Here is a 22,527-nt window from a genome sequence, read left to right as displayed (position 1 = left end):
CTTTAGTTTATTGATTTATCTGTGCCTAGGTAGCGTTTTGCTTTACTCGGTTTTACTTTCTCGAGGTCGACCAATACCAGCCCATCAATACAATTATTGAATTGCGGATCAATACTAAAGCTTAAAAACTTCACTCCGTTAGGTTCGCATAGCTCAGTATACTGTTTAAACAGGGTAGGTACATGCGTGCCCATATTGGCCAATACGTGCTTAAGCTCCACAAAGTCTTCTTTGATGTTGTTACCCATAAACAAATTAGTGCATTGCATCTGCTGCTCACGAGTATGACGAAAAGCATTGTTAGGCGTTGCTAGTAATTTTTCGCAGCCATAATAATGCTGGTAGTAATGTACTAATAAAGATTTTGCTTGCTCGGGCAATGTATTTGACACACTTACTGCACCAAATAAATAACGATACTGAGGGTAGCGATTAATAAAGGCGCCAATGCCATACCATAAATAATCGAGGCTTTTTCTGCCCCAATATTTCGGTTGTACAAAGCTACGACCTAACTCTATACCTTGTTTAAAATAAGGCGCCATAGCTGGGGTGTAATTAAATAAGCTATCAGTATATAACCCAGCTTGAGAATGCTGCTCAATAACATTTTGTGCACACGCTAATCGATAAGCGCCGACTAACTCTAGTGCTTGTTCATCCCATAATACTAGGTGTTGATAATGCATGTCATACTTGTCTATGTCACGACGATTTCCGCTGCCCTCACCTACGGCACGAAAAGCAATTTCCCGTAAGCGGCCAAGTTCACGAAATAACGATGAACTTCCTTGGTATTGGTATAGATATATCACCATGCCATCACTGGTTTTACCTAAATGTTCGCAGCTTTCTATGGCTTTTTTTAATTCTTTTTTACATTCAGGAGAGGCAATTGGTGCGTGAGTTTTTAACGGCAATGGTCTTTTGGTGGTTAAACGGTATAGTTGCTTTCGTATTAGTTCGACTACTTCTTTATCTTTTAAGTCGGATATCAAATAAGACTCAGGAGCAATGGAAGCACCAATTTCAAATTCAAGCGATTTTTGGCGTTGCTTAAACATTTCTTTTACGAGTAATAAACTCGCAAGCGGTTTATATAGCATGGATGCGCCGTAAAACAACGGACTATTTCTGGCTTTTATATGAATGGGTAAAATAGGGCTTTTAGCCTTTTTAGCAATTCGTAAAAAACCGCTGTTCCACTGACAGTCTTTGATCCCTGTTGGTCTCAGTCGAGAAACTTCACCAGCGGGGAAAATAAGTAACGCCCCCTCATTTTTTAAGTGTTGATGAATATTATTAAGCTCTTGTTTTTTACTTTGCCCTGACAGGTTATCAACGGGCAATAATAATGAATGCATAGCGTCAACGGCCATTAACATACGGTTAGCCACGACTTTTAAATCGGTTCGCACAGCTGATAATACGTTAATTAATGCCAGTGCATCTAAGGAGCCGATAGGATGGTTTGCAACAATGACAATTTTCCCTTCGCTGGGAATATTCTCTATTTGCTTTGCTTTGTATCGTGTTTCAAAGTCGAGCTCATCGAGTACTTGCTCTACAAACTCTATTCCTTGAAGATGAGGATAAGTTGTTGCAAAGTTTGTAAACTCTTGTTCATGCAATAAGTAGCTAAGACTTTTTTTTACCAACTTTTTTATTTTAAATGAGTCAGTTAACTGTGGTAAATTAGTTGCTATTACTTTATCTACACTGATCATACGCACCTCTTTTTTATACTAGGCTAAGGCTAATATGTTTAGCTTAGAGTGCAGATATGACAATACGCGGTCAGTTGTGTGACTTTTTAAAACCGTTTACTTACTATTGAATTGAACCATACCAGTACTATTATTTAGGGTTACTTTTTAAGGAATAATCATGTCAGTTTTGGTGGCTATAACAGGTCGAGATAACACCAAGTTAATTGCAAAAATGCAATCACAATTACCCAACATTCGAATTGAGCAGCTTGATGATTGCCAAGATTTTGCAGGTGTGGAATTTGTACTGGCTTGGAATGCGCCCACATCATTGTGGCAAAAATTACCAAACTTAAAGGCGGTGTCGTCGTTTGGTGCGGGAGTTGACAGTATCGATTTAAGTTTATTACCTAAGGATGTTGAGATAGTGCGAATTGTTGATGAACAATTAGCGACTGACATGGCCGAATATGTACTGACCCATGTATTAGCGCAAAAATTGCGATTAAAAGAATATTACATAAAGCAGCAGCAAAGTGAATGGAAACCCAAAAGAGCATATAAGTATAATCAAGTCAGTATGTTAGGGTTTGGTGAACTAGGCCGAGCATCTGCACACAGTTTGGTGAGTAACGGTTTTAAAGTAAATGCATGGAGTAGAACTCCTAAAAAATCTACCATAGCCACACTTTATCACGGTGATGAGGGCTTAACTGACATGCTTGCACAAACCGATTATTTAGTTTGCTTATTACCGCTTACCAGCAGTACTGAAGAGATTATCAATAAACAGCTACTTGAACAACTCCCTGAACATGCGGTGATTATAAATGTAGCCAGAGGGGAGCATATTGTTGAAGCCGATTTACTCGATGCACTCAACAATCAGCGTTTACGCGGGGCAACACTTGATGTATTTGCCAGTGAACCACTGCCAAGCGAACACCCTTATTGGTTGCATCCAGGTATTACTTTAACGCCACATTGTGCAGCGTTGTCTGATCTTGATAGTGTTATTAAACAAATAGCAGATAATATTTTGCGCTTAAAAGCGGGAGAGCCATTAATAAATTGCATAAACAAGCAGCAGGGTTATTAAGGGTTGTTGATCTTTAAGAATTAAAATTTGTTTAATTTTTAACAGAAACACCTTGTTAACATTTATAATTTTTACTATTGTTAAAAACCGTTCTAACAAAAATAATAAAAAGGGTGAATTATGAAATCCAGTCAAGGGGGCGTAAAAATTAGCGTTGTTATTATGTCTATCGTTATACTAGGAATATCCGCTTGGTTTAATCAAGCGAGTGCTGCATTGTTAATGCTTAGCTAGACGACAGTTAACACAGCAAGTGTTTAACAACGCTTGCTGTGAATTTCACGGTTTTGAAGTTTCTTATCATCACTTTTCTTCAATAAAACATAAGTTGCACCACTTCCTCCATGCTGCCTTAATGCAGTATGAAATGCTAAAACACATGGAATTGTTTGCAACCATTGATTTACGTAGCTTTTTAATATTCCTGGCTTAGATTTATTCTTAATACCTATACCATGGCGAACAAGTACCATTCTGATATTGCGCTGGTGGCATTCTTGAATAAAAGTTAACAATGATGTGTGTGCATTTTTTAAAAGTTGCCCATGTAAATCAAGCGTCGCATCAAGTTGATATTTAGCTAATCGTACATTTTTAAAAACAGCAATTTGTACACCCTCTCTTTTAAAGCTTAATGTGGCAAGTGGATCGAGTAATTCAAGCGGTTCATCCAACGGACTGAATTGTTCACTGGTTAAATCTGATTGTGCTGCTTTATATTTTTCTTGTTGTGCAATGAGCGCTTTCTGGTTTTTAGTTGGCAGAGTCACAGTGTCATGACTAATAGGGGTAACATCTTCCATAGAAGATAAGAATAGATCAAAATCTGACAATGGCATGGGCTTATCTCAAAATAGGCAAGGGTCTGTTGACCTTTGCGGATTAAAATTTATTCAAACTAGGGGCGGTTTAATCGCGGCGCTCGGTTTGTAACCTAGTGGGCTAAGTAAAAACCGAGCAACAAAGAGTAAATCGCCCCTAGGCAGAACCCAAAGGGCAGCGCCTGTTTGGCATTGATGCTGCGTTATCACCTATTTATGGGGAATAACCACACCACATAGGATCTGCCTTGCCTAAATACCAAACTGACTGCTGCAAATTTAACCTTGAAAGGTCAACAGACCCTAATACGAGATAAATTTTAACTTAGTTCAAACCCAGACCCAAGATTTTTAACAGTGCGATATAAAAAAGCCCAGAAAAACTGGGCTATAAAATATTCTAAGGGGAGTGATTAATGCTGAGATACAGTAAATTGGCCAAACGTATAAATTTTGAACAAGTAAAATGTGTTGATCAACACTAAACTCATATTTGAAATAATACTCGACGACATAAGATCTAAGCTAAATGATAGAAATAACAAACCACATGCACTAATCGCTGCAATACGAAGTAGTGTCAGTTGGTTAATAAAGAATGCACCTAAACCCAGTGCAAGTAGTAATGTGTTTAAAAGCCAATCTAGCTCGTTTAGCATGGTCGTTTCAATAGTTCAGTTGTTGAAAAAAGGAGCGCCATTATGGTGATCTTTTGCACAACATTCAACCAAGTAATTTTAAATTTTCAGATTAGTTTTTTTTATGCTAAAGGCGGGTCGTTAATATTAAAAATAATCTCTTTTTAGTAATAATAGGGTATGTTTGGCCGCTTTGCATTTGCAGAAGATTAACGCAGATGTACGTGTTATGTGTTGTTTGCTTAGTTGGGAGGCTGCATAGAGTCATGTCGCTTTGTTTCATTAGCTAAAAACCCTAGGCAAAAAATATTTTTTGTTCTCTGGGGCGTTTTTTATAAGTGGTTAAGCTGGGCTTTGACGCTAAAACAAGTATAAGTAATAATAGCCCTAATCCATGTTTTGTTTTTTCACTCAGCGTATTTTTTGACATAAAGCAAATCTGGTTTTTTTGACAGGGCTCTTTATAATAAAGTAAATATTTGTATTTTAAGAAAATCATCAATTTTTCAGACACGGCTTTAGCCTCTAAGGATTATATATGAATACGCAGCTATCTATTTTAATAGTTGATGATGTTAGCACGGTGCGAAGCTTTCTAAGTCAAACACTGATGCATTTAGGGATAGAAAATGTAAAAGAGGCGTCTACGGCGGCGCAGTGCATAAGCGAGTGTCGTGCAGCAAACTTTAACATTATATTTTTAGACATAGAACTACCTGACGGCGACGGTAAAGAGCTTATTGCACAGATTAATGAGCTATCACCTGAGACAAATGTGGTGATGGTGTCGGCGCATTCTGGCGTAGAAAATGTTAAAGATGCGATAGGCAGAGGGGCGAAAGGATTTGTGGTTAAGCCATTCTCTCCGAAGAAAATTGCGGCGATGTTGAAAAAGTTTTACCCAGAGCTTGAAAGTGTCTAAGTAAGGTGTTTTTCAGACAAAAAAAAACCGGCTAAAGCCGGTTTTTTTAATCGTGCAAAAACAAATTATAGCGCTTTAATTTTAGCAGCTAAACGGCTCTTATGACGAGCAGCTTTGTTTTTGTGAATTAGACCCTTAGTTGCGTAACGGTCTAGGATAGGTGTAGCAACAGAAAAAGCTTGCTGTGCAGCTTCTTTATCGCCAGCTTCAATAGCTACGATTACTTTTTTGAAGTAAGTACGCATCATTGAACGACGGCTTGCGTTGTGCTGACGGTTTTTTTCGCTTGTGATAGCGCGTTTTTTTGCAGACTTGATGTTAGCCAAGGTTTGCTCCTAACAATCTTAAATAAAGCTTAAATTAAAGGCCGTGGAATATGCCTGTTTTTATCATGAATGTCAATTTAATTTTAACAATCCAAGAAAAACTGCTCCTTATCACGAACATCAATTTGCCGCTTCAGCAGTTAATAGCGTTATTGTAACAAAGCAAGGGAGTGCAGCCTAGTGCTTTAAAGCGATTTATAAAAAAGACTATGGCATAATTACCTTAATTGCTGTTTTTTAATGTGGATTTATAGTGTCAAAAGGTTTGTTTCGTTCTGGGATGATTGTAAGCGCAATGACAATGATCTCGCGTGTTTTAGGGCTAGTACGTGATGCTGTGGTTGCTAATTTACTAGGGGCAGGTGCCGCGGCGGATGTCTTTTTATTTGCCAATCGCATTCCTAATTTTTTACGTCGCTTGTTTGCAGAGGGGGCTTTTGCGCAAGCATTTGTACCGGTATTAAGTGAAATTAAACAGCAGCAAGGCGATGATAGAGTCAGAATATTTGTTGCACAGGCTGCCGGTACACTCGGCACAATTTTACTACTAGTCACGCTTTTTGGTGTTGTAGCGTCACCCATTATTGCCGCTTTATTTGGTACCGGTTGGTTTATTGATTGGTGGCAAGGTGGTCCTGACGCGGAAAAGTTTGAGCTTGCCAGTTCGCTATTAAAGCTGACCTTTCCTTATTTATTTTTTGTAAGCTTAGTGGCGCTTAGTGGCGCAGTAATGAATGTATATAACCGTTTTGCGGTTGCTGCATTTACTCCTGTTTTACTAAATGTGTCTATTATTGGTTGTGCCATTTTATTGCATGACCAATTCTCTGTTGGTGCTTATGCTTTAGCGATAGGTGTATTTTTGGGGGGTGTGATACAGCTATTGTTTCAGCTGCCTTTTTTATACAGAGCAAAAATGTTGGCACGGCCGCGTTGGGCATGGCAAGACGAAAATGTAAAAAAAGTGCGTAAGTTAATGCTCCCAGCATTATTTGGTGTATCAATTAGTCAAATTAATTTATTGCTTGATACGATGATAGCCTCGTTATTAATGACAGGTTCTATTGCATGGCTGTATTACTCAGATAGACTCATCGAATTTCCGCTTGGCCTATTTGGTATAGGCATAGCAACGGTTATTTTACCAGCACTGTCGAAATTACACAGCAGTAACAAAAGTAGCGACTTTCAACATACCTTAGATTGGGGGGTGAGATTTGTTATTTTTTTAGGTTTGCCGGCCATGATAGGGTTGATGATTATTAGCCCGCTGATCATTACGGTGCTGTTTGATCACGGTGCATTTAAAGAGGCAGGTACTGATCATGTTAAGGCGGTGAGTTTAGGGGTGGTTGCCTACTCGGTGGGTTTGGTTAGTTTTATGTTAATTAAAGTGCTGGCACCTGGCTTTTATTCTCGTCAAGATACAAAAACACCGGTGCGTATTGGTATTATCACTTTGGTACTTAACATGGTGTTTAACATTATGTTGGCGCCATTTATTGGTTATTTAGGGTTAGCACTAGCGACCTCTATGTCGGCCAGTTGCAATGCCTACTTACTGTATCGACAGCTTAAAAAAGAAAATGTATATCAGTTCTCGAGCATGAGTGGATACTTCACCTTAAAGTGTTTGTTGGCGAGTGCGGTCATGGGCGCATTAGTGTGGTTCACCAGTACACACTATGATTGGGTTAGTTGGCACTTTAGTGAGCAAGTCATGTTATTGGTTATATTATTAATTATTGCGGTTTTGAGTTACTTTTTTATGTTGTTTTTGATGGGTGTTAGACTAAATACGATAAAAAGTGTAGCAATTACTGAATCAAATTAAAAAAAAGATTATAATCGGTCACTCTGCGACTTAAGATCGCATTTTATCGCTCGCTGAAAAAGGCATTAGGTGGCATGGAGTTAATTAGAGGTATACACAATATACGCCCACAACACTTTGGTTGTGTACTGACCATTGGTAATTTTGATGGTGTTCATTTGGGTCATGCTGCCGTATTAAAAGGCCTACTAGCAGATGCCAAAATAAACAATTTACCCAGCACTGTGATGTTATTTGAGCCTCAGCCACAGGAGTTTTTTGCAAAGAATAATGCGCCAGCAAGGCTTACTCGATTACGTGATAAGCTGCGTTTATTAAGCAATTTAGGTATTGAGCGCGTTATTTGTATTAGCTTTAATCAAGCTTTTGCAAATATGCATGCTGAGCAGTTTGTGAGCGATATTTTAATTAAAAAGCTGGGGGTTAAAGCATTAACGGTTGGCGATGATTTTAGGTTTGGTAAGCAGCGCCAAGGAAATTTTAGCCTGTTGGCTAGTATGGGCACCCAAGCAGGAATGAGTGTTAAAAGCACTGCCAGTTTTAGGCAATTAAATGCTAGAGTAAGCAGTACCTTAATACGAGAAGCACTTGCTGAGGGCGATTTGGCAAGTGCAAAAGTAATGTTAGGGCATAACTATGCAATATCTGGGCGCGTTATTCATGGCTGGAAAAAAGGTCGAGAACTCGGTTTTAGAACAGCAAATATTGCATTAAAGCGTCAAGTTTGTCCGGTTAATGGCGTATTTGCGGTTCAAGTGATGATCGCAGGAAAACACGTTTTTGGGGTAGCTAACATTGGAAACAAACCCACATTTAATGGAACTCGTGCCTTATTAGAAGTACACCTTTTTGATTTTGCACAAGATATTTATGGACAATTTATGCACGTGGAGTTGATTGAAAAACTCCGTAACGAGAAAAAATTCGAGACATTAACACAACTGACGGCACAAATAGCAACCGATGTTGCCGCCGCTAAGCAGTGTTTTGGTTTAAATTAGGTAGCCGATAGAGACGGAAAGTAGGATTAATGAGCGACTACAAACATACTTTGAATTTACCGGAAACAATGTTTCCAATGCGTGGCAATTTGGCACAACGTGAACCAAAAATGCTTAAAGCATGGTATGAAGACGACCTGTATGGTCAAATTCGCAGCGCTAAGAAAGGTAAAAAAACTTTCATTTTGCATGACGGTCCTCCGTATGCAAACGGCGATATCCATTTAGGCCACTCAGTAAATAAAATATTAAAAGATATTATTGTTAAGTCTAAAACCTTATCAGATTTCGATGCGCCATACGTACCAGGTTGGGACTGTCACGGTTTGCCCATTGAGCTAATGGTTGAGAAAAAAGTCGGTAAACCGGGCGTTAAGGTCACTGCGGCAGAATTTCGTGAGAAATGTCGTCAATACGCTAAAAAGCAAGTAGAGGGTCAAAAGGGCGACTTTAAGCGTTTAGGCGTTTTTGGTGATTGGGATAATCCATACTTAACCATGAACTTTGATTTTGAAGCCAACGCGATTCGTGTACTTGGACGCATTATAAAAAATGGCCACCTACACAAAGGTGCAAAACCTGTGCATTGGTGTACAGACTGTGGCTCTGCATTAGCAGAGGCTGAAGTTGAATACCAAGATAAACAATCGCCAGCGATTGATGTACGCTTTACTTTTGCTGATCAAGACGCCGTCGTAAATGCGTTTAACTTAGCTGATGGCCATCAAGGAACGGGAAGTGTAGGAACTGTTATTTGGACCACGACACCGTGGACTTTACCGGCGAATCGCGCGGTTGCTGTGCATGCTAATTTAGAATATGCCTTGGTACAAGTAGAAGATGAAGGTGTTCAGCAGCGTCTGATTTTAGGTTCTGAGCTTGTTAAAGACGCTATGGATCGTTTTGGTTTTAATCATTTCCATACTTTAGGGTATGTTAAAGGTGCGGCACTTGAAAACTTAATGGTTGCACACCCATTTTATGATTTTAACGTCCCTGTTATTGTTGCTGAGCATGTAACTACAGATTCTGGTACGGGTGTTGTACACACAGCACCAGGCCATGGTCAAGAAGATTTCGTGGCAGGCCTTGAGTATAATCTTGAAGTGGCTAATCCCGTTGGTGCAAACGGTGTGTACTTACCTGACACCGAGTTATTTGCAGGCCAACATGTGTTTAAAGCGAACGCGAGTGTGATTGAGGTATTAAAAGAAAATAATGCATTGATGCATCATCATGCATTAACACACAGCTACCCTCATTGTTGGCGCCACAAAACACCTATTATTTTCCGTGCAACCCCTCAATGGTTTGTTAGCATGGATCAGGCTAACTTACGCAAAGATTCATTAGCTGAAATCAAAAATACCCAGTGGTTACCTGAGTGGGGCGAAAGCCGAATTGCTAACATGGTTGAAGGCCGCCCTGATTGGTGTATTTCGCGACAACGTACGTGGGGTGTACCTATTGCATTGTTTGTTGATAAAGACACCGGTGCATTACACCCAAATACGCAAGAACTGATTGAGCAAGCAGCCAAGCTTGTTGAAAAGTCAGGTATTCAGGCATGGTATGACCTAGAGCCCGCGACTTTGTTAGGTGAAGAAGACGCTAAGCAGTATATGAAAGTGCAAGATACACTTGATGTATGGTTTGACTCAGGTGTAACTCATGCTTGTGTTGTTGATGCGCGTGAAGATTTAGTGGGCCCTGCTGATTTATACCTTGAAGGGTCTGATCAACACCGTGGTTGGTTTATGTCATCAATGATGACTTCAGTTGCTATTAATGGCCATGCTCCTTACAAACAAGTGCTTACACATGGCTTTACGGTTGATGAAAATGGCCGCAAAATGTCTAAGTCACTCGGTAATGTTATTTCACCACAAAATGTGATGAATAAACTGGGCGCTGATATTTTACGTTTATGGGTAGCATCAACTGATTATACTGCAGAAATGACGGTATCAGATGAAATATTCAAACGTTCTGCGGATCGTTACCGTCGTATTCGTAACACTAGCCGTTACTTGCTTGCTAACCTGAGCGGTTTTGATCCAAAAACAGATCAAGTTGCTGTGGATGATATGGTTGAGCTTGATAAGTGGATTGTAGGACGTGCAGCCCAGCTACAGGATGAAATTTTAGCTGCGTACGATAGTTACCAAATGCTATTAGTAACGCAAAAGCTAATGAACTTCTGTACCGGTGAGCTTGGTTCGTTCTACTTAGACGTTATAAAAGACCGTCAGTATACGGCAAAAAGCGACAGCCATGCACGTCGTTCTTGTCAAACAGCACTTTACCATATTGCTGAGGCGATGACGCGTTGGATGGCGCCAATCATGAGCTTTACTGCTCAAGAAATTTGGGAAGCACTGCCGGGTGAGCGCAGTGACTACGTGTTTACTTCAACATGGTATGAGGGCTTACAAGCGCCAACTACGACCAAATTTAGCAATGAAGACTGGCAAGCTATTTTAAATGTGCGTGACGAAGTGAACCGCCTGTTAGAGGCAGCACGTAAAGAAGAAGTGATTGGTGCAACATTACAAGCAACCGTTAACCTGTTTGCCGGCAAAGAGCTTGCAGCAACGCTAGCCCCATTAGGTGATGAGCTGCGCTTTGTGTTACTAACTTCTGCGGTTAACGTTACCGAAGTAGATAGTCAACCTGAAAATTCACAAGCTACTGAAATTGATGGTTTGTACATTAGCGTTTCAGCAACAGATGCTAAAAAGTGTGAACGTTGTTGGCATTACAGTGACGATGTGGGTATTGAACCAGCTCATCCTGAAATTTGTGGTCGCTGTGTTAGTAACGTTGACGGCGAAGGTGAGATGCGTCAATTCGCTTAGGAGTTGTTTTTAGTGAGCAAACTAACCCAAAAAAGTGGTTTAGTGTGGCTTTGGTTAAGTCTATTACTACTTGTAATAGACTTTGCCAGTAAAACACTGGTTGTAAACACCATGGCCTATGGTGAATCAATTAATTTACTACCTGTTTTTAGTATTACTTATGTACATAACTACGGTGCTGCGTATAGCTTTTTAAGCGAAGCTGGGGGCTGGCAACGTTGGTTTTTAAGTGCAATAGCAATCGCGATTAGTTGCTTATTAGTGTGGTGGTTAAAACGCCTTCCAGCGTCTAATAAAACATTATGTGGTGCTTATTCGCTGGTTTTAGCAGGTGCTATTGGTAACCTGTATGATCGTATCGCTTATGGTTACGTTATTGACTTTATACATGTGTTTTACGAAGACTCACATTTTCCCGTATTTAATATTGCTGACTGTGCTATTTGTATTGGTGCTGCATTATTACTATTTGACGCCTTTACAGGCGAAGAACCAAAGGAGCATAAAGCATGAGCCAAGCTGTAATTGGTGATAATTCAGAGGTTATTTTTCATTTTTCTATTAAATTAGAGGATGGCTCTGCCGCAGATTCGACTAAGGTGCATAATAAGCCTGCTAAGTTGAAAATGGGGGACGGTAGTTTAACGCCTAACTTCGAAAAATGCTTACTTGGTCTAAGTGCAGGTGAAAGTAAAACATTTGAACTTGAGCCTGAAGATGCTTTTGGTCAACCTAATCCTGATAATATTTATTATGTTGATCGTAGTAAGTTTGGTGTAGAAACGCCGGCTAAAGTAGGTGCGATTATTGCGTTTACTCAACCTGATGGTACCGAGCTTCCGGGTCTGGTGCGTGAAGTGCAAGGCGAGTCGGTTACTATCGACTTTAATCATCCACTAGCGGGTCAACGTTTAACGTTTGAAGTCGATATTGTTGAGGTGCAAGGCTAATGGAAATATTATTAGCTAACCCACGAGGCTTCTGCGCTGGTGTTGATCGTGCTATCAGCATTGTTGAGCGTGCCTTAGATATTTTTGAAAAACCAATCTATGTGCGCCACGAAGTAGTGCACAACCGTTATGTGGTTGATGGTTTAAAAAGTCGCGGCGCTGTGTTTGTTGAAGAGCTTGATCAGGTTCCAGACGACAGCATTGTTATTTTCAGTGCCCATGGTGTTTCTCAGGCAGTTCGCTTAGAGGCTAAACGCCGCGAGCTTAAAGTATTTGATGCTACCTGTCCGTTAGTGACAAAAGTGCATATGGAAGTAACCCGTGCTAGCAGAAAAGGCATTGAATGCATTTTAATTGGCCACCATGGACACCCTGAAGTTGAAGGAACTATGGGGCAGTATAATAACGAACAAGGCGGTATTTACTTAGTAGAAACCGTGGATGACGTTCTAAAGCTTGATGTAAAGAATGCAGATAACCTTTTTTATTGTAGCCAAACAACCTTATCGGTAGATGATACGGCAGATGTGATTGATGCCTTACGCAGCAAGTTTCCTGCTATTGATGGCCCGCGTAAAGATGATATTTGTTATGCAACGCAAAACCGTCAAGATGCGGTACGTGATTTAGCAGACAAAGTTGATGTGCTACTGGTTGTAGGGGCTAAAAATAGTTCTAACTCCAATCGTTTACGAGAACTAGCTGATAAAATGGGCACGCGTGCATACTTAATTGATGATGCCAGCAATGTTGAAGCGTCATGGTTTGACGGTATCAACAGTGTGGGGGTTACTGCAGGCGCGTCTGCACCTGAGGTATTAGTTCAGCAAGTGATTAGCCGCTTAAAAGAGCTTGGTGGCAAACAAGTAACAGAAAACCCTGGTGAAGAAGAAAACATCGTTTTTGCTGTACCAGTAGAGCTGCGTTAATTTATAGATAGTAAAGGAGGGTCGAATGGGTAAGCCACTGTCAGCAGATGCGCTACTTTATTCGGCACTTTTTAATGAGCGTGGTGTGCTTGCAGCCCTCATAGTGACACAAGTTGTGGCTATTATATTAGCGTTTGCCCCTAATGCTAGTGGCGATATTTGGCTGCATTTAGGAGCGATCAGTTTATTGCTTCATCTGACTGTGTTGGTTAGCTCATCTTTTTTATACCTTTGTCGTCGATTTCTTGAAAAACAGACCCGCTTTATTCAACTTAGTTTTTTTATTACTTCCTATGTGTTAAGTACTGCTGTATTTAGTTTAGTATTTTCTGATATTGCCTTTGATATTGAAGGTGAGATCCCCCTTGTTTTTTTTGTGCTACGTAATTGCATTATCGTGCTGTTGATCACCTTGCTTTTTGTGCAATTTTTACTTATTCATTTTGAAAAAGAACAGCAAACTAAAGCACTGTCACGTGCCGAGCTTGACGCATTGCAAGCCCGGATCCGGCCACACTTTTTATATAATAGTTTGAATACAGCGGCAGAATTAACGCACCATAATGTTGAGGCCGCAGAACATGCAATTTTAGCACTGGCGGCGCTTTCACAAGCCGCAATGCGTTCAGGTCAAAGTGTATTACTCAGTGATGAAATAACATTAACTAAACAGTATATTTCGCTTGAATCATGGCGCTTTGCAGAGCGCTTAAAGGTTGAGTGGTTATTACCAGAACATCTCCCTGCGCTATATATTCCATATCTAACATTACAACCTTTGGTAGAGAATGCAGTATGTCATGGCATTGAGCCAAGTCCCAGTGGTGCTACAATTAGCATTGAGCTGCATGTGACAACACATTATTTAACCTTGATTGTGACTAATCCTATCCCTATTAAAGTAGTAAATACAAGAGAGCATAATGGTATGGCACTGGATAATATTCGTTCTCGTTTAAGTATTTATTATAAAGGTCGGGCGCAACTGACAATAACAAATAAAAATAATCAGTTTAGAGTCAAAGTGGTCATCCCAAAACACGCAGAGAAAACATTATGAATGTACTGATTGTAGATGATGAACCCTTAGCGAGAGCACGCATTAGGCGCTTATTAATGAATGAGCCTTCAATATGCGTTCAAGGTGAAGCGAGTAATGGCGATGAAGCATTAGCTTTAATAAAGAAGCATACCCCAGATTTAGTTTTTTTAGATGTAGATATGCCCAGGATGAGCGGTATTGAAGTGGCAAAGCAACTTAACTCTTTGGCCTTGCCTCCGGCCATCGTGTTTGTTACGGCACATAGTGAGCATGCGCTCGATGCGCTGCAATTAAATGCAGCAGGTTATTTAGTTAAACCCATTACAGAGCAAAGTTTACATAACGCTTTAACGCAACTAGGGCGCTTGCATAAAGTGCATATACAAAAACAACAGGCAGAAAAGGTAAGCTACCAACTAGCGGGGACACTAAAAAGCATAGAAATAGAACAAGTGTCTTTTTTTAGTGCAGAAGAAAAATACACAAAAATGGTGTTTGCAGGCGGCGAAGCCTTTGTAGAGCAAAGTTTAAAGCAGCTCGAAGCGCGATACCCGCAGTTTTTATTACGTATTCATCGTAATACATTAGTAAATAAACATAAAATAGTAGCCTTACATTGCCGTAAAAATAATCTGCATGTTATTGAGCTGCACGGTTGCAACGTGTTTTTAACGGTAAGTCGCCGAGCGTTAAAAACAGTAAAAAGCGAACTATACCCCAGCTAATACTGCGTTATACCTTACCGCTCATCAAGTTATTATACCGTTTAGCACAGCGCTCATTGAACCTGCGTTGTTATTGTATATAGTTAAAGTTAGATTATTTTAATTGGGTGCGGTAATGGCTTTAACTCATCTTAAATTGCAAAAAGGGTTTACACTCATTGAAGTTTTGATTGCGTTTATTATATTAAGCTTTGGTTTATTGGGTGCAGTGGCGCTGCAAGCCAAAGCAAAACAAGCAAGCTTTGATTCAATGCAGCGCGCAGCTGCGGTTGCACTTGGTAATGATATTATGCAACGCATACGTGCCAATGATACCCGTGATCTTATAACACGTTACGAAGGTAATTTTACCAGTGAGACAGACGTTAACTCCTCGGCAAGCTGTTTTACAGGTTCGTGTACGAGTGCAGAGATTGCCGCTCTTGATAAAGAACAATGGAAGCGTGCAATACGCGCTCGTGAAAATACCGGCACTCTTGATGCTGCCACCGTGTGTATTAATCCTGAGGCAGTAGCAGACTCTGGTGGTAAGGCATTTAACATTGAGGTGATAGTGTCATGGCAAGGAAGGCAAGCGTTTACGGCAAATGACAGTGCAGGAAAGGTTGAGTGTGGGACTGCAGATAAAAAGCGCCGTTTAGTGGTACTTACTAGTTATATTTATGTTAGGGGATAATATGAGGCACGCAGGTTTTACGCTTATTGAAATGATGATTTCACTGTTCATTGGTGGACTTATCCTCGGTGGCGTTATGTTCACTTATCTTGGCATGAAAACAACCACTAAAGGCACCATGGCCATAGGCGAGTTACAAGAGTCTGGGCGTTTAGCCATCAATATTATGCAACGCGATATAGAACAAGTTGGGTTTTGGGGCAACTACTACAATAGTAGTTTTAATACGACAAACACAACGTCATTAACAAATATTACCCCAGATTGCTTTGAGGGTGACAATAATGGCAGTTTTCCTGATTTAGTCAGCAACAGCAATTTTAAAACTATTTATGCTAAAACGGCTGCCAGTGCAACAGAACTAAATTGTATTAATAATCCTGTTAAAAATACCGATATTTTACAAATAAAGTTTGTGCAGGGTAATCAATTAGAGGTGTCTGCAACAGCTAACGAAACAGCTGAGAACAGTTATTACTTTTTAGCGGAGCAAGAACTTGCACGTTTTGTAAAAGGCAAGGTTGATGCCGCAACGCTCAATGTAAACGCCACAGTGTGGCCGTATAGTCACCATGTTTATTACATTGGCGAGCAAACCTACACAGTAAATAACAAAAGCCTCACAGTGCCAGCGCTTATGCGAAAACGCTTAACCAGCAGCGGGATGATAACTGAGACAATAATGGAAGGTGTAGAAAATGTGCGCTTTGTTTTTGGTTTAGATACTAATGGTAATAGCAGAGTCGACGCTTATCGCAGTGTTAATAGCATGCAAGCGGCAGAATGGGACAACCAAAAAGGCATTTTGACTGTGCAATTATTCTTATTAGTAAGAACACTGCAACCCGAGGCAGGCATTAAAATTAATGATCAAAAATATATACTTGGCGAAGATTCAGGTAAGCGAGAACTCACATTTAATGACAACTACAGGCGTACTGTATTTACAACCACTATTCGTTTAAATAATGTAGGGGCAAATTTATGGCGTATTTAACATTTACACCTACACGACACAAACAAAAAGGGGTGGTGCTTATTACTGCCCTAATAATGGTTATTGCCGTAACAGGTATAGCCGTTACATTAATGAGTAGCAGTACTATAGATATAAAAATTACTAACGCAGCGCAAGAGCGAGAGGTTGCAGAGAACAAACTCGTTGGTGAAGTGCAGCGGGTGATTGCACAAGAGGCAAAAAGTGGCGGTGCTAGTCATTTCCTCTTAACTAAAAGCGAAATTCCTGAAAAAGGTCAAACCATAGCAGAGCACGATGGCATGAAAAGTAACATGACAAATTTAAATAAAGGGGTATTAACGCTCAATTGCCCGCGAAGGTATAACCCAACTCAAGGTGTATCGTGCAACATGTTACAAGTAACCACAACAATAGAATACGGTTCTAAAAGCAAACACCAGTTAACGGTTGTTAGCGCAGTTGCACAAGAAATGGCAGATATAGGTAAGGGGATTTAACATGAAACGAGCAACTAATTTAGTACTTACCTATATTATGTGCCTTTTTTTTACAATGACCGCAGCCGCGGAAGACATAGAATTGTATGTAAACAAAGATGCCAACATAGATGAAAAGCCACGGGTACTATTTATTTTTGACACATCAGGGAGTATGGCGTGGGATGTTACCGATGGAGGGCAGTGTTATAAAAGAAATAATGGTCGCTTTTATCAGGCTGAATGCTTTAAAAGCCGGCCAGAATATAATATGAATCAGCAATGCTATAAAGCAGTCAATGGTTATGCGCAAGCTATATGTGAGGAAAGTCGCTTGAGTGTTGCAAAAAACGCAATGAAGCAATTGGTTAAAGATAACGACGACATTGATTTTGGTCTGATGCGTTTTAATTATAACGCTGGTAATGAGCCAGGTGGTGGTTATGTACTCGCCAGAATAGGTGCAAATGAAAATACACTTGATACAAAAATTAATAACTTGCCTGCGTATGGTTCAACTCCCTTAACAGAAACTTTGTGGGAGGCATATTTATACATTACAGGAAAAAGTATTAAGTTTGCAGATGGTGTTCAAGACAGAGATAAAAGTGTTGATAATAATCAAAATTACAAATCACCTTTTAGAAAAGATAAAGAAAACTCGCTGCGCTGTGATAACTCCATAAACGTTATATTAATGACTGACGGCGAGCCGCAAAATGATGGTGAAGCGAATACGGATATAAATAATACTCATAAAAGCTTGTTTAATCGTGATGCTAATTCGTTTGGTTATTATAATAGTTACTTAGTCGCTTTGGCGAGAATATTACATGGTACTGAAGATAAGCAAGTTGATCTCTATCCATCTACAACAGATTCGATTGATACGGCTCGCTTATTTACCATTGGTTTTGGTAATAGTATGAGGTTAGAGGCACTTGATCTACTTGAAGAAGCTGCAAAAGTAGGGGGGGGTAAATATCTTCATGCAAATTCGGCGGATCAACTATCTGAGGCGTTTAAAAATACTATTACATTAATACGCGAGGAGAACAGTACATTTACCTCTCCGTCTTTTGCAAGTAATAACGTGGATCAAACCCGTAGCAAAGATGCGGTATACTTTGCGATGTTTTATCCAGAGGTAGGTACGCGGTGGCGCGGTAATTTAAAAAAATTAAAAGTAGCGGGTAGTACACTTATAGACTCGTCATCAAAGCCTGCGTTAAATAGTGATGGGCTTATTAGTAACGAGGCTAAAACGTTCTGGACTACGGGCAATATAGCGGATGGTAATTCAGTAAAAAATGGTGGCGTAAATGCTATGCTTGCAAATACAACCCCCAATAGACGTCTGCTTTTTTCAGACAGGGGGGTATTTACACCAGCAGAGATTGTTAAGTCATTTAACAATAATAAACAGGCAGCAGCGGACTTTTTTACTGTGACCAAGAACGATCTTGATTCTACAATCAACTGGGCGCGTGGTGTTGATGTTGACAACGAAAATAGTGGCAGTACACAACGTGCAGATATTTTTGGTGACCCCTTGCATTCTAAACCTGTGGCGATTGATTACGGCAATAATGATGTTCGCATACTTATTGGTACAAACGCAGGCTTTTTACACATGTTTAAAGACGATGATAGTAAGAACGAAGTGACTGAAAGCTGGGCATTCATACCTTCAGCGTTATTTAATATTATAAAGCCACTAAGAGCCAAAGAAACAGGAAAAGTGTATGGCATGGACGGCCCAATCTCTGTGTATTCTAAAAATGAAAGTCTTGATACTGACGGCAAAAATGATGGCATTATAGATGCCAGTAAAGGCGATACAGTGTGGGCATTTGCAGGAATGCGACGTGGCGGTAAAAACTATTATGGATTAGATATTACTAAGCCTGACTCACCTTCTTTAATGTGGAGTATTAAAGGCGGAGTCGCAGATTTTAAAGAATTAGGTCAGTCTTGGTCTAAGCCGCAAGTGGCGTTTATAAAAGCCTTTGGTGATAATCCAGTACTGGTTTTTGGTGGTGGATACGACACAATTAAAGATAAAGACAAAGGCAATAAACGCGATGCAGATTCAATGGGGCGCGATGTGTTTATTGTCGATGCGCAAACCGGCATAAAACTTTGGTCATTACGCAGCGACAATCGTTTTAATGGTCAACACAGTATTGCTGCAGACGTGACACTGCTTGACTCTAATTATGATGGGTATATTGATCGCATTTACGCAGCAGATACCGGAGGAGATATTTGGCGTATTGATATGCCAGGTAATCAAACAAGTGAGTTTAGTCACTTTAAGTTAGCTTCTCTTGCTGGTGGAAAAGATAGACGCTTTTTTTATAAACCAGCAATAGCACGAACAATGTTTAGTAAAGTAACTGAAAATAAAGGAGTTATTTCTCGTGTTGATACACCTTATGATGCAATTATTATTGGTAGTGGCGATCGTACCAATCCGATAAACTCAACCACAGCTGATGAGCTTTTTGTGATAAGGGATGAACACACAGTCACTAAAACGTTTCTAAATAACGCACCGGAAACTATTTCATCTGACAATTTAATGTCTATGAATGATGATAAATTTGGTAATGCATTATCTAATGTAGACGAATTTATCAGACTAGAGATTGAGCTTACTAATAAATTTAAAGGCTGGCATTATGCATTGTCGCCGGGTGAAAAATCCCTTGCTTCGGCGACCGTTGTCGGAGGCGTTGCTTATTTCACTTCATTTACCCCGGCATCAGATTCGACTGAAAACCAATGTTCTTTAACGGGTGGAGGCGGTTCGTTGTATGCCTTTCATTTGCACTACGGTACTAAGGTTTATGATAATTTAAAGTTTGCAACGAGTACTGAAGTACCCGATACCCCGCAACTTTATTTTGGAGGCTCGTGTATTGATAGTAATGCAGATGGAAAGTGCGATGATGACTCTTCAAAAGTACCTAAAAGCCAATTCTATTTAATAGGGCCGGGTATTAAAGGTCAAAATGCAGAAAATCCACTGCGACCTATTGAAATTATTGGGCCAGGATTGAATGTTGTAGATGGGAAAATTAAACTGGTTAACGATACACAGCCGATAGGCTTTGGTTTTAAAACGCAGCAAATGTACATTTATAAGCGCGAAGAAAACGACGAAGTGAGTAAAGTAATTAAGGAAATTAAATGAACAAGCAACCGGGTTTTACCTTAATTGAGCTAATGATAGCCGTGGCCATTGTAGGTATTTTAGCTGCCATTGCCGTGCCAAATTACAGTGAGTATGTAAAACGCGCATCAAGGGCAGAGGCGGCCGCTGCATTACTTGATGCAGCCAATAAACAAGAGCAGTATTTTGTAGATAACCGCGAGTATACCAAGGAGTTAAGTAACTTGGGTGTTCAAAGTAAAACAGAGAACGGTCATTTTGCGCTGACTGCTGAGGTTGAAAATAATACGTTTACTATTACAGCAAAACCTATTGCGGGGGCAGTTAAAGGTGATGCAGATTGCACTGAGCTGTCAATTAATGAGCTGGGCCTAAAAAGTGCTGAAGGTACAAAGGGCAAGTCTGATGTTAAATATTGCTGGGGGAGGTAACTTAATAGTTTTTAAGTATCATTATTAAACGGCCAAGCCGCTTGCTCGCTTTTAACTGTATGCACTGTTTTTACTTTCATATTGCGCCCCTAATACCGCTGTAAGGTATTGATTAACCTAATGTGGGAGGAGAGCATTACATCAGGTTAATTAGTACATTTATCGGTCGAACGAATGCGGATCCTACCGGTTTGGCTGACGGACAAAGCCACCCCTTCTAGCTCTGCTTTTGCGCTGTTAGGGCAGTATACAAAAGTGCCGTTTTGAAAACCATTAAGCGTGCCATCGGGTCTAAATGTAATGGCGTTGCGCGGGTACTCTAAGGTGTCTGCGCTATGGGTGTGCTCAAAAATATTAATTATGTTGTCGTCACTGTTAAGCGAAGTAGACTTGTCTTTATCGACAAAAATAGAAATTTGGTCATGCCAGTTACCGTTAATACACTCATTACCTTTTAAAGCGCAAAGGGTAACGTAACTGCTATTTTCTATTGCGTAAAGGCGAGCATAATTAATATGTCGGTGTAACAAACTTATTTGATTGTCTGCACGGTTAAGGGCTAAAAAATTAGGTAAAAAAGACAACGATATTTGGCTCACAATAGCCACAATTGAAATGCTAACAAGTAGCTCTAATAGAGTTGTTCCACACTGTGTAGATAAACGTAGTGTTAACTTCATCCCTGAAGCCCCGAATTAAACGACCATTTTGTTAGTTTAGTAAAAAATAAAAGTATGACAAATAAATTGTTCGTTTTTTAATCACTCTTATCTGTGGAACCTATATAAAAAGCGGTACCTGATTGGGACAGAGTGAGTGCTTTACTAGTGTCTTTGTCGTCGTTTGGAAAAAAAACAAAGTTGCCAGGTGTTGTAGTAATACGACCACTGGTATTAAAACGAATTTGGTTGCTTCCAGAAAACGTGACTTTATCGGTTGTGTTTGCTTTTTCCATTATTCTTATTAGCGAGTCGTTAGCACTGTCATATTGTCCATTATTATTAGCGTCAATAAAGGTGATAATAACGTTATCACCCGCCCATTCAGTGCCACAAGTTAGCGTTTCGGGCGAATTTTTTACGCTGTTGTAGGGAGCTGGGCAGATTATGACGATTTCGTCAGTACTCGCTGCTTGTGACCGAGCGAAGCTAATATTGCGTTTTAATTCTAATAAAAAGCCTTCTGCACGATTATCTTTTAGCATTGTGCCACTATTCCACATAGCAATAGAGGCAATAATCGCAACAATAGCAACAGTTACCATTAGCTCCAACACGGTAAATCCGTTTTTTTTAGTCTTCATCGAAATCCTCATTATGTTTACTTAACGTATTTTAATTATGTGTTTTAAGCTGACCTAAGTATATGATTGCTTTATTACAGATGTAATTCAATCACTTTGTTTGCTATGACTTCAATGATTGTCTAAAATCGAGGCAACAGAAGCTTTAAAAAAGTAATGACTATGAAAAAAATAGAAGCAATTATAAAACCGTTTAAGCTTGATGATGTGCGTGAAGCACTTTCAGATGTGGGCATTACAGGCATGACAGTGAGTGAAGTAAAAGGCTTTGGTCGCCAAAAAGGTCACACAGAGCTATACCGTGGTGCTGAGTACATGGTTGATTTTTTACCTAAAGTAAAGTTAGACATTGTGCTTGGTGATGAAGACGTAGAGCGTGCTATTGATGTGATTGTTAAAACAGCACAAACTGGCAAAATTGGTGATGGTAAAATATTTGTCACTGACGTAGAGCGTGTTGTACGAATTCGTACTGCAGAAGAGGATGAAGAGGCAATTTAGTCCTAGGGTCTGTTGATCTTTCAAGGTTAAATTTGCAGCAGTCTGTTTGGTATTTAGGCAAGGCAGAGCCTATGTGGTGTGGTTATTCCCCATAAATAGGCGATAACGCAGCATCAATGCCAAACAGGC

Annotated in this window: 22 protein-coding genes; 16 read left to right on the top strand and 6 right to left on the bottom strand. The window is 39.9% G+C overall.

The features are described from left to right. Positions 1-2: 2 nt before the first annotated feature. Complete coding sequence (locus KG708_RS06850; RefSeq protein WP_213608690.1) at positions 3-1,727, bottom strand: lysophospholipid acyltransferase family protein; 1,725 nt, start codon at positions 1,725-1,727, stop codon at positions 3-5. 160 nt (positions 1,728-1,887) lie between these two features. Between KG708_RS06850 and KG708_RS06845 the strand changes: the two genes are divergently transcribed. Next, positions 1,888-2,808, top strand: coding sequence for a glyoxylate/hydroxypyruvate reductase A (locus KG708_RS06845; RefSeq protein ID WP_213608689.1), 921 nt, complete (start codon positions 1,888-1,890; stop codon positions 2,806-2,808). Between the two features lie 257 nt (positions 2,809-3,065). On the opposite strand, the gene smrA is transcribed toward KG708_RS06845, so the two are convergent. Both smrA and KG708_RS06835 read right to left on the bottom strand, forming a co-directional pair. Beyond that, positions 3,066-3,647 carry a DNA endonuclease SmrA gene (gene smrA, locus KG708_RS06840; RefSeq protein WP_213608688.1) on the bottom strand — a complete coding sequence of 194 codons (582 nt, stop codon included), beginning with the start codon at positions 3,645-3,647 and terminating at the stop codon, positions 3,066-3,068. 395 nt (positions 3,648-4,042) lie between these two features. Then, complete coding sequence (locus tag KG708_RS06835; RefSeq protein ID WP_213608687.1) at positions 4,043-4,288, bottom strand: hypothetical protein; 246 nt, start codon at positions 4,286-4,288, stop codon at positions 4,043-4,045. Positions 4,289-4,805: 517 nt separating this feature from the next. Here KG708_RS06835 and KG708_RS06830 point away from each other — a divergent pair. Continuing rightward, positions 4,806-5,189, top strand: a complete 384-nt coding sequence (locus KG708_RS06830) for a response regulator (protein ID WP_213608686.1) — start codon at positions 4,806-4,808, stop codon at positions 5,187-5,189. A gap of 65 nt (positions 5,190-5,254) precedes the next feature. Here the strand turns inward: KG708_RS06830 and rpsT are convergent, their stop codons facing one another. Then, positions 5,255-5,515 (bottom strand): 30S ribosomal protein S20, encoded by a 261-nt coding sequence (rpsT, locus tag KG708_RS06825; RefSeq protein ID WP_008114420.1) that lies wholly within the window; start codon positions 5,513-5,515, stop codon positions 5,255-5,257. Positions 5,516-5,768: 253 nt separating this feature from the next. Between rpsT and murJ the strand changes: the two genes are divergently transcribed. The 13 genes from murJ to KG708_RS06760 all read left to right on the top strand — a co-directional run bounded on the left by murJ (position 5,769) and on the right by KG708_RS06760 (position 20,594). Beyond that, positions 5,769-7,349, top strand: a complete 1,581-nt coding sequence (gene murJ, locus KG708_RS06820) for a murein biosynthesis integral membrane protein MurJ (RefSeq protein ID WP_366513582.1) — start codon at positions 5,769-5,771, stop codon at positions 7,347-7,349. 74 nt (positions 7,350-7,423) lie between these two features. Beyond that, complete coding sequence (gene ribF, locus KG708_RS06815) at positions 7,424-8,350, top strand: bifunctional riboflavin kinase/FAD synthetase (protein WP_213608685.1); 927 nt, start codon at positions 7,424-7,426, stop codon at positions 8,348-8,350. 29 nt (positions 8,351-8,379) lie between these two features. Further along, entirely contained in the window at positions 8,380-11,208 is a 2,829-nt protein-coding gene (gene ileS, locus KG708_RS06810) for an isoleucine--tRNA ligase (protein ID WP_213608684.1), read from the top strand. 12 nt (positions 11,209-11,220) lie between these two features. After that, entirely contained in the window at positions 11,221-11,721 is a 501-nt protein-coding gene (gene lspA, locus KG708_RS06805; RefSeq protein WP_213608683.1) for a signal peptidase II, read from the top strand. Continuing rightward, the gene (gene fkpB, locus KG708_RS06800; protein ID WP_213608682.1) at positions 11,718-12,158 is read left to right on the top strand and encodes an FKBP-type peptidyl-prolyl cis-trans isomerase; all 441 of its coding nucleotides are present in this window, start codon (positions 11,718-11,720) and stop codon (positions 12,156-12,158) included. Before lspA ends, fkpB begins: the two co-directional genes overlap by 4 nt. Then, complete coding sequence (ispH, locus tag KG708_RS06795) at positions 12,158-13,087, top strand: 4-hydroxy-3-methylbut-2-enyl diphosphate reductase (protein WP_213608681.1); 930 nt, start codon at positions 12,158-12,160, stop codon at positions 13,085-13,087. The genes fkpB and ispH overlap by 1 nt, the downstream gene beginning before the upstream one ends. A 25-nt stretch (positions 13,088-13,112) precedes the next feature. Then, on the top strand, positions 13,113-14,147 hold the full coding sequence (locus tag KG708_RS06790; protein ID WP_213608680.1) for a histidine kinase: 1,035 nt from the start codon (positions 13,113-13,115) through the stop codon (positions 14,145-14,147). Continuing rightward, positions 14,144-14,854, top strand: coding sequence for a LytTR family DNA-binding domain-containing protein (locus KG708_RS06785; RefSeq protein WP_213608679.1), 711 nt, complete (start codon positions 14,144-14,146; stop codon positions 14,852-14,854). Before KG708_RS06790 ends, KG708_RS06785 begins: the two co-directional genes overlap by 4 nt. A gap of 115 nt (positions 14,855-14,969) precedes the next feature. Continuing rightward, complete coding sequence (pilV, locus tag KG708_RS06780; protein WP_213608678.1) at positions 14,970-15,530, top strand: type IV pilus modification protein PilV; 561 nt, start codon at positions 14,970-14,972, stop codon at positions 15,528-15,530. Position 15,531: 1 nt separating this feature from the next. Continuing rightward, on the top strand, positions 15,532-16,527 hold the full coding sequence (locus tag KG708_RS06775) for a PilW family protein (protein WP_213608677.1): 996 nt from the start codon (positions 15,532-15,534) through the stop codon (positions 16,525-16,527). Further along, positions 16,515-17,006, top strand: coding sequence for a pilus assembly protein PilX (locus tag KG708_RS06770; protein WP_213608676.1), 492 nt, complete (start codon positions 16,515-16,517; stop codon positions 17,004-17,006). Before KG708_RS06775 ends, KG708_RS06770 begins: the two co-directional genes overlap by 13 nt. Position 17,007: 1 nt before the next feature. Further along, positions 17,008-20,184, top strand: coding sequence for a PilC/PilY family type IV pilus protein (locus tag KG708_RS06765; protein WP_213608675.1), 3,177 nt, complete (start codon positions 17,008-17,010; stop codon positions 20,182-20,184). Continuing rightward, positions 20,181-20,594 carry a type IV pilin protein gene (locus KG708_RS06760; protein ID WP_213608674.1) on the top strand — a complete coding sequence of 138 codons (414 nt, stop codon included), beginning with the start codon at positions 20,181-20,183 and terminating at the stop codon, positions 20,592-20,594. Before KG708_RS06765 ends, KG708_RS06760 begins: the two co-directional genes overlap by 4 nt. Positions 20,595-20,740: 146 nt before the next feature. On the opposite strand, the gene KG708_RS06755 is transcribed toward KG708_RS06760, so the two are convergent. Together KG708_RS06755 and KG708_RS06750 are read right to left on the bottom strand one after the other, a co-directional pair. Further along, positions 20,741-21,274 (bottom strand): GspH/FimT family protein, encoded by a 534-nt coding sequence (locus tag KG708_RS06755; protein ID WP_213608673.1) that lies wholly within the window; start codon positions 21,272-21,274, stop codon positions 20,741-20,743. A gap of 77 nt (positions 21,275-21,351) precedes the next feature. Next, entirely contained in the window at positions 21,352-21,897 is a 546-nt protein-coding gene (locus KG708_RS06750; protein ID WP_213608672.1) for a GspH/FimT family protein, read from the bottom strand. A gap of 162 nt (positions 21,898-22,059) precedes the next feature. Here KG708_RS06750 and KG708_RS06745 point away from each other — a divergent pair, with 162 nt between their 5' ends. Beyond that, positions 22,060-22,398, top strand: coding sequence for a P-II family nitrogen regulator (locus tag KG708_RS06745; protein ID WP_013464483.1), 339 nt, complete (start codon positions 22,060-22,062; stop codon positions 22,396-22,398). Positions 22,399-22,527 lie beyond the last annotated feature (129 nt).

The organism is Pseudoalteromonas sp. (assembly GCF_018402495.1).
Taxonomy (GTDB): Bacteria; Pseudomonadota; Gammaproteobacteria; order Enterobacterales; family Alteromonadaceae; genus Pseudoalteromonas.
Note: the sequence above shows the minus strand (reverse complement) of the source record. Positions and strands in the feature narration are given on the sequence as shown.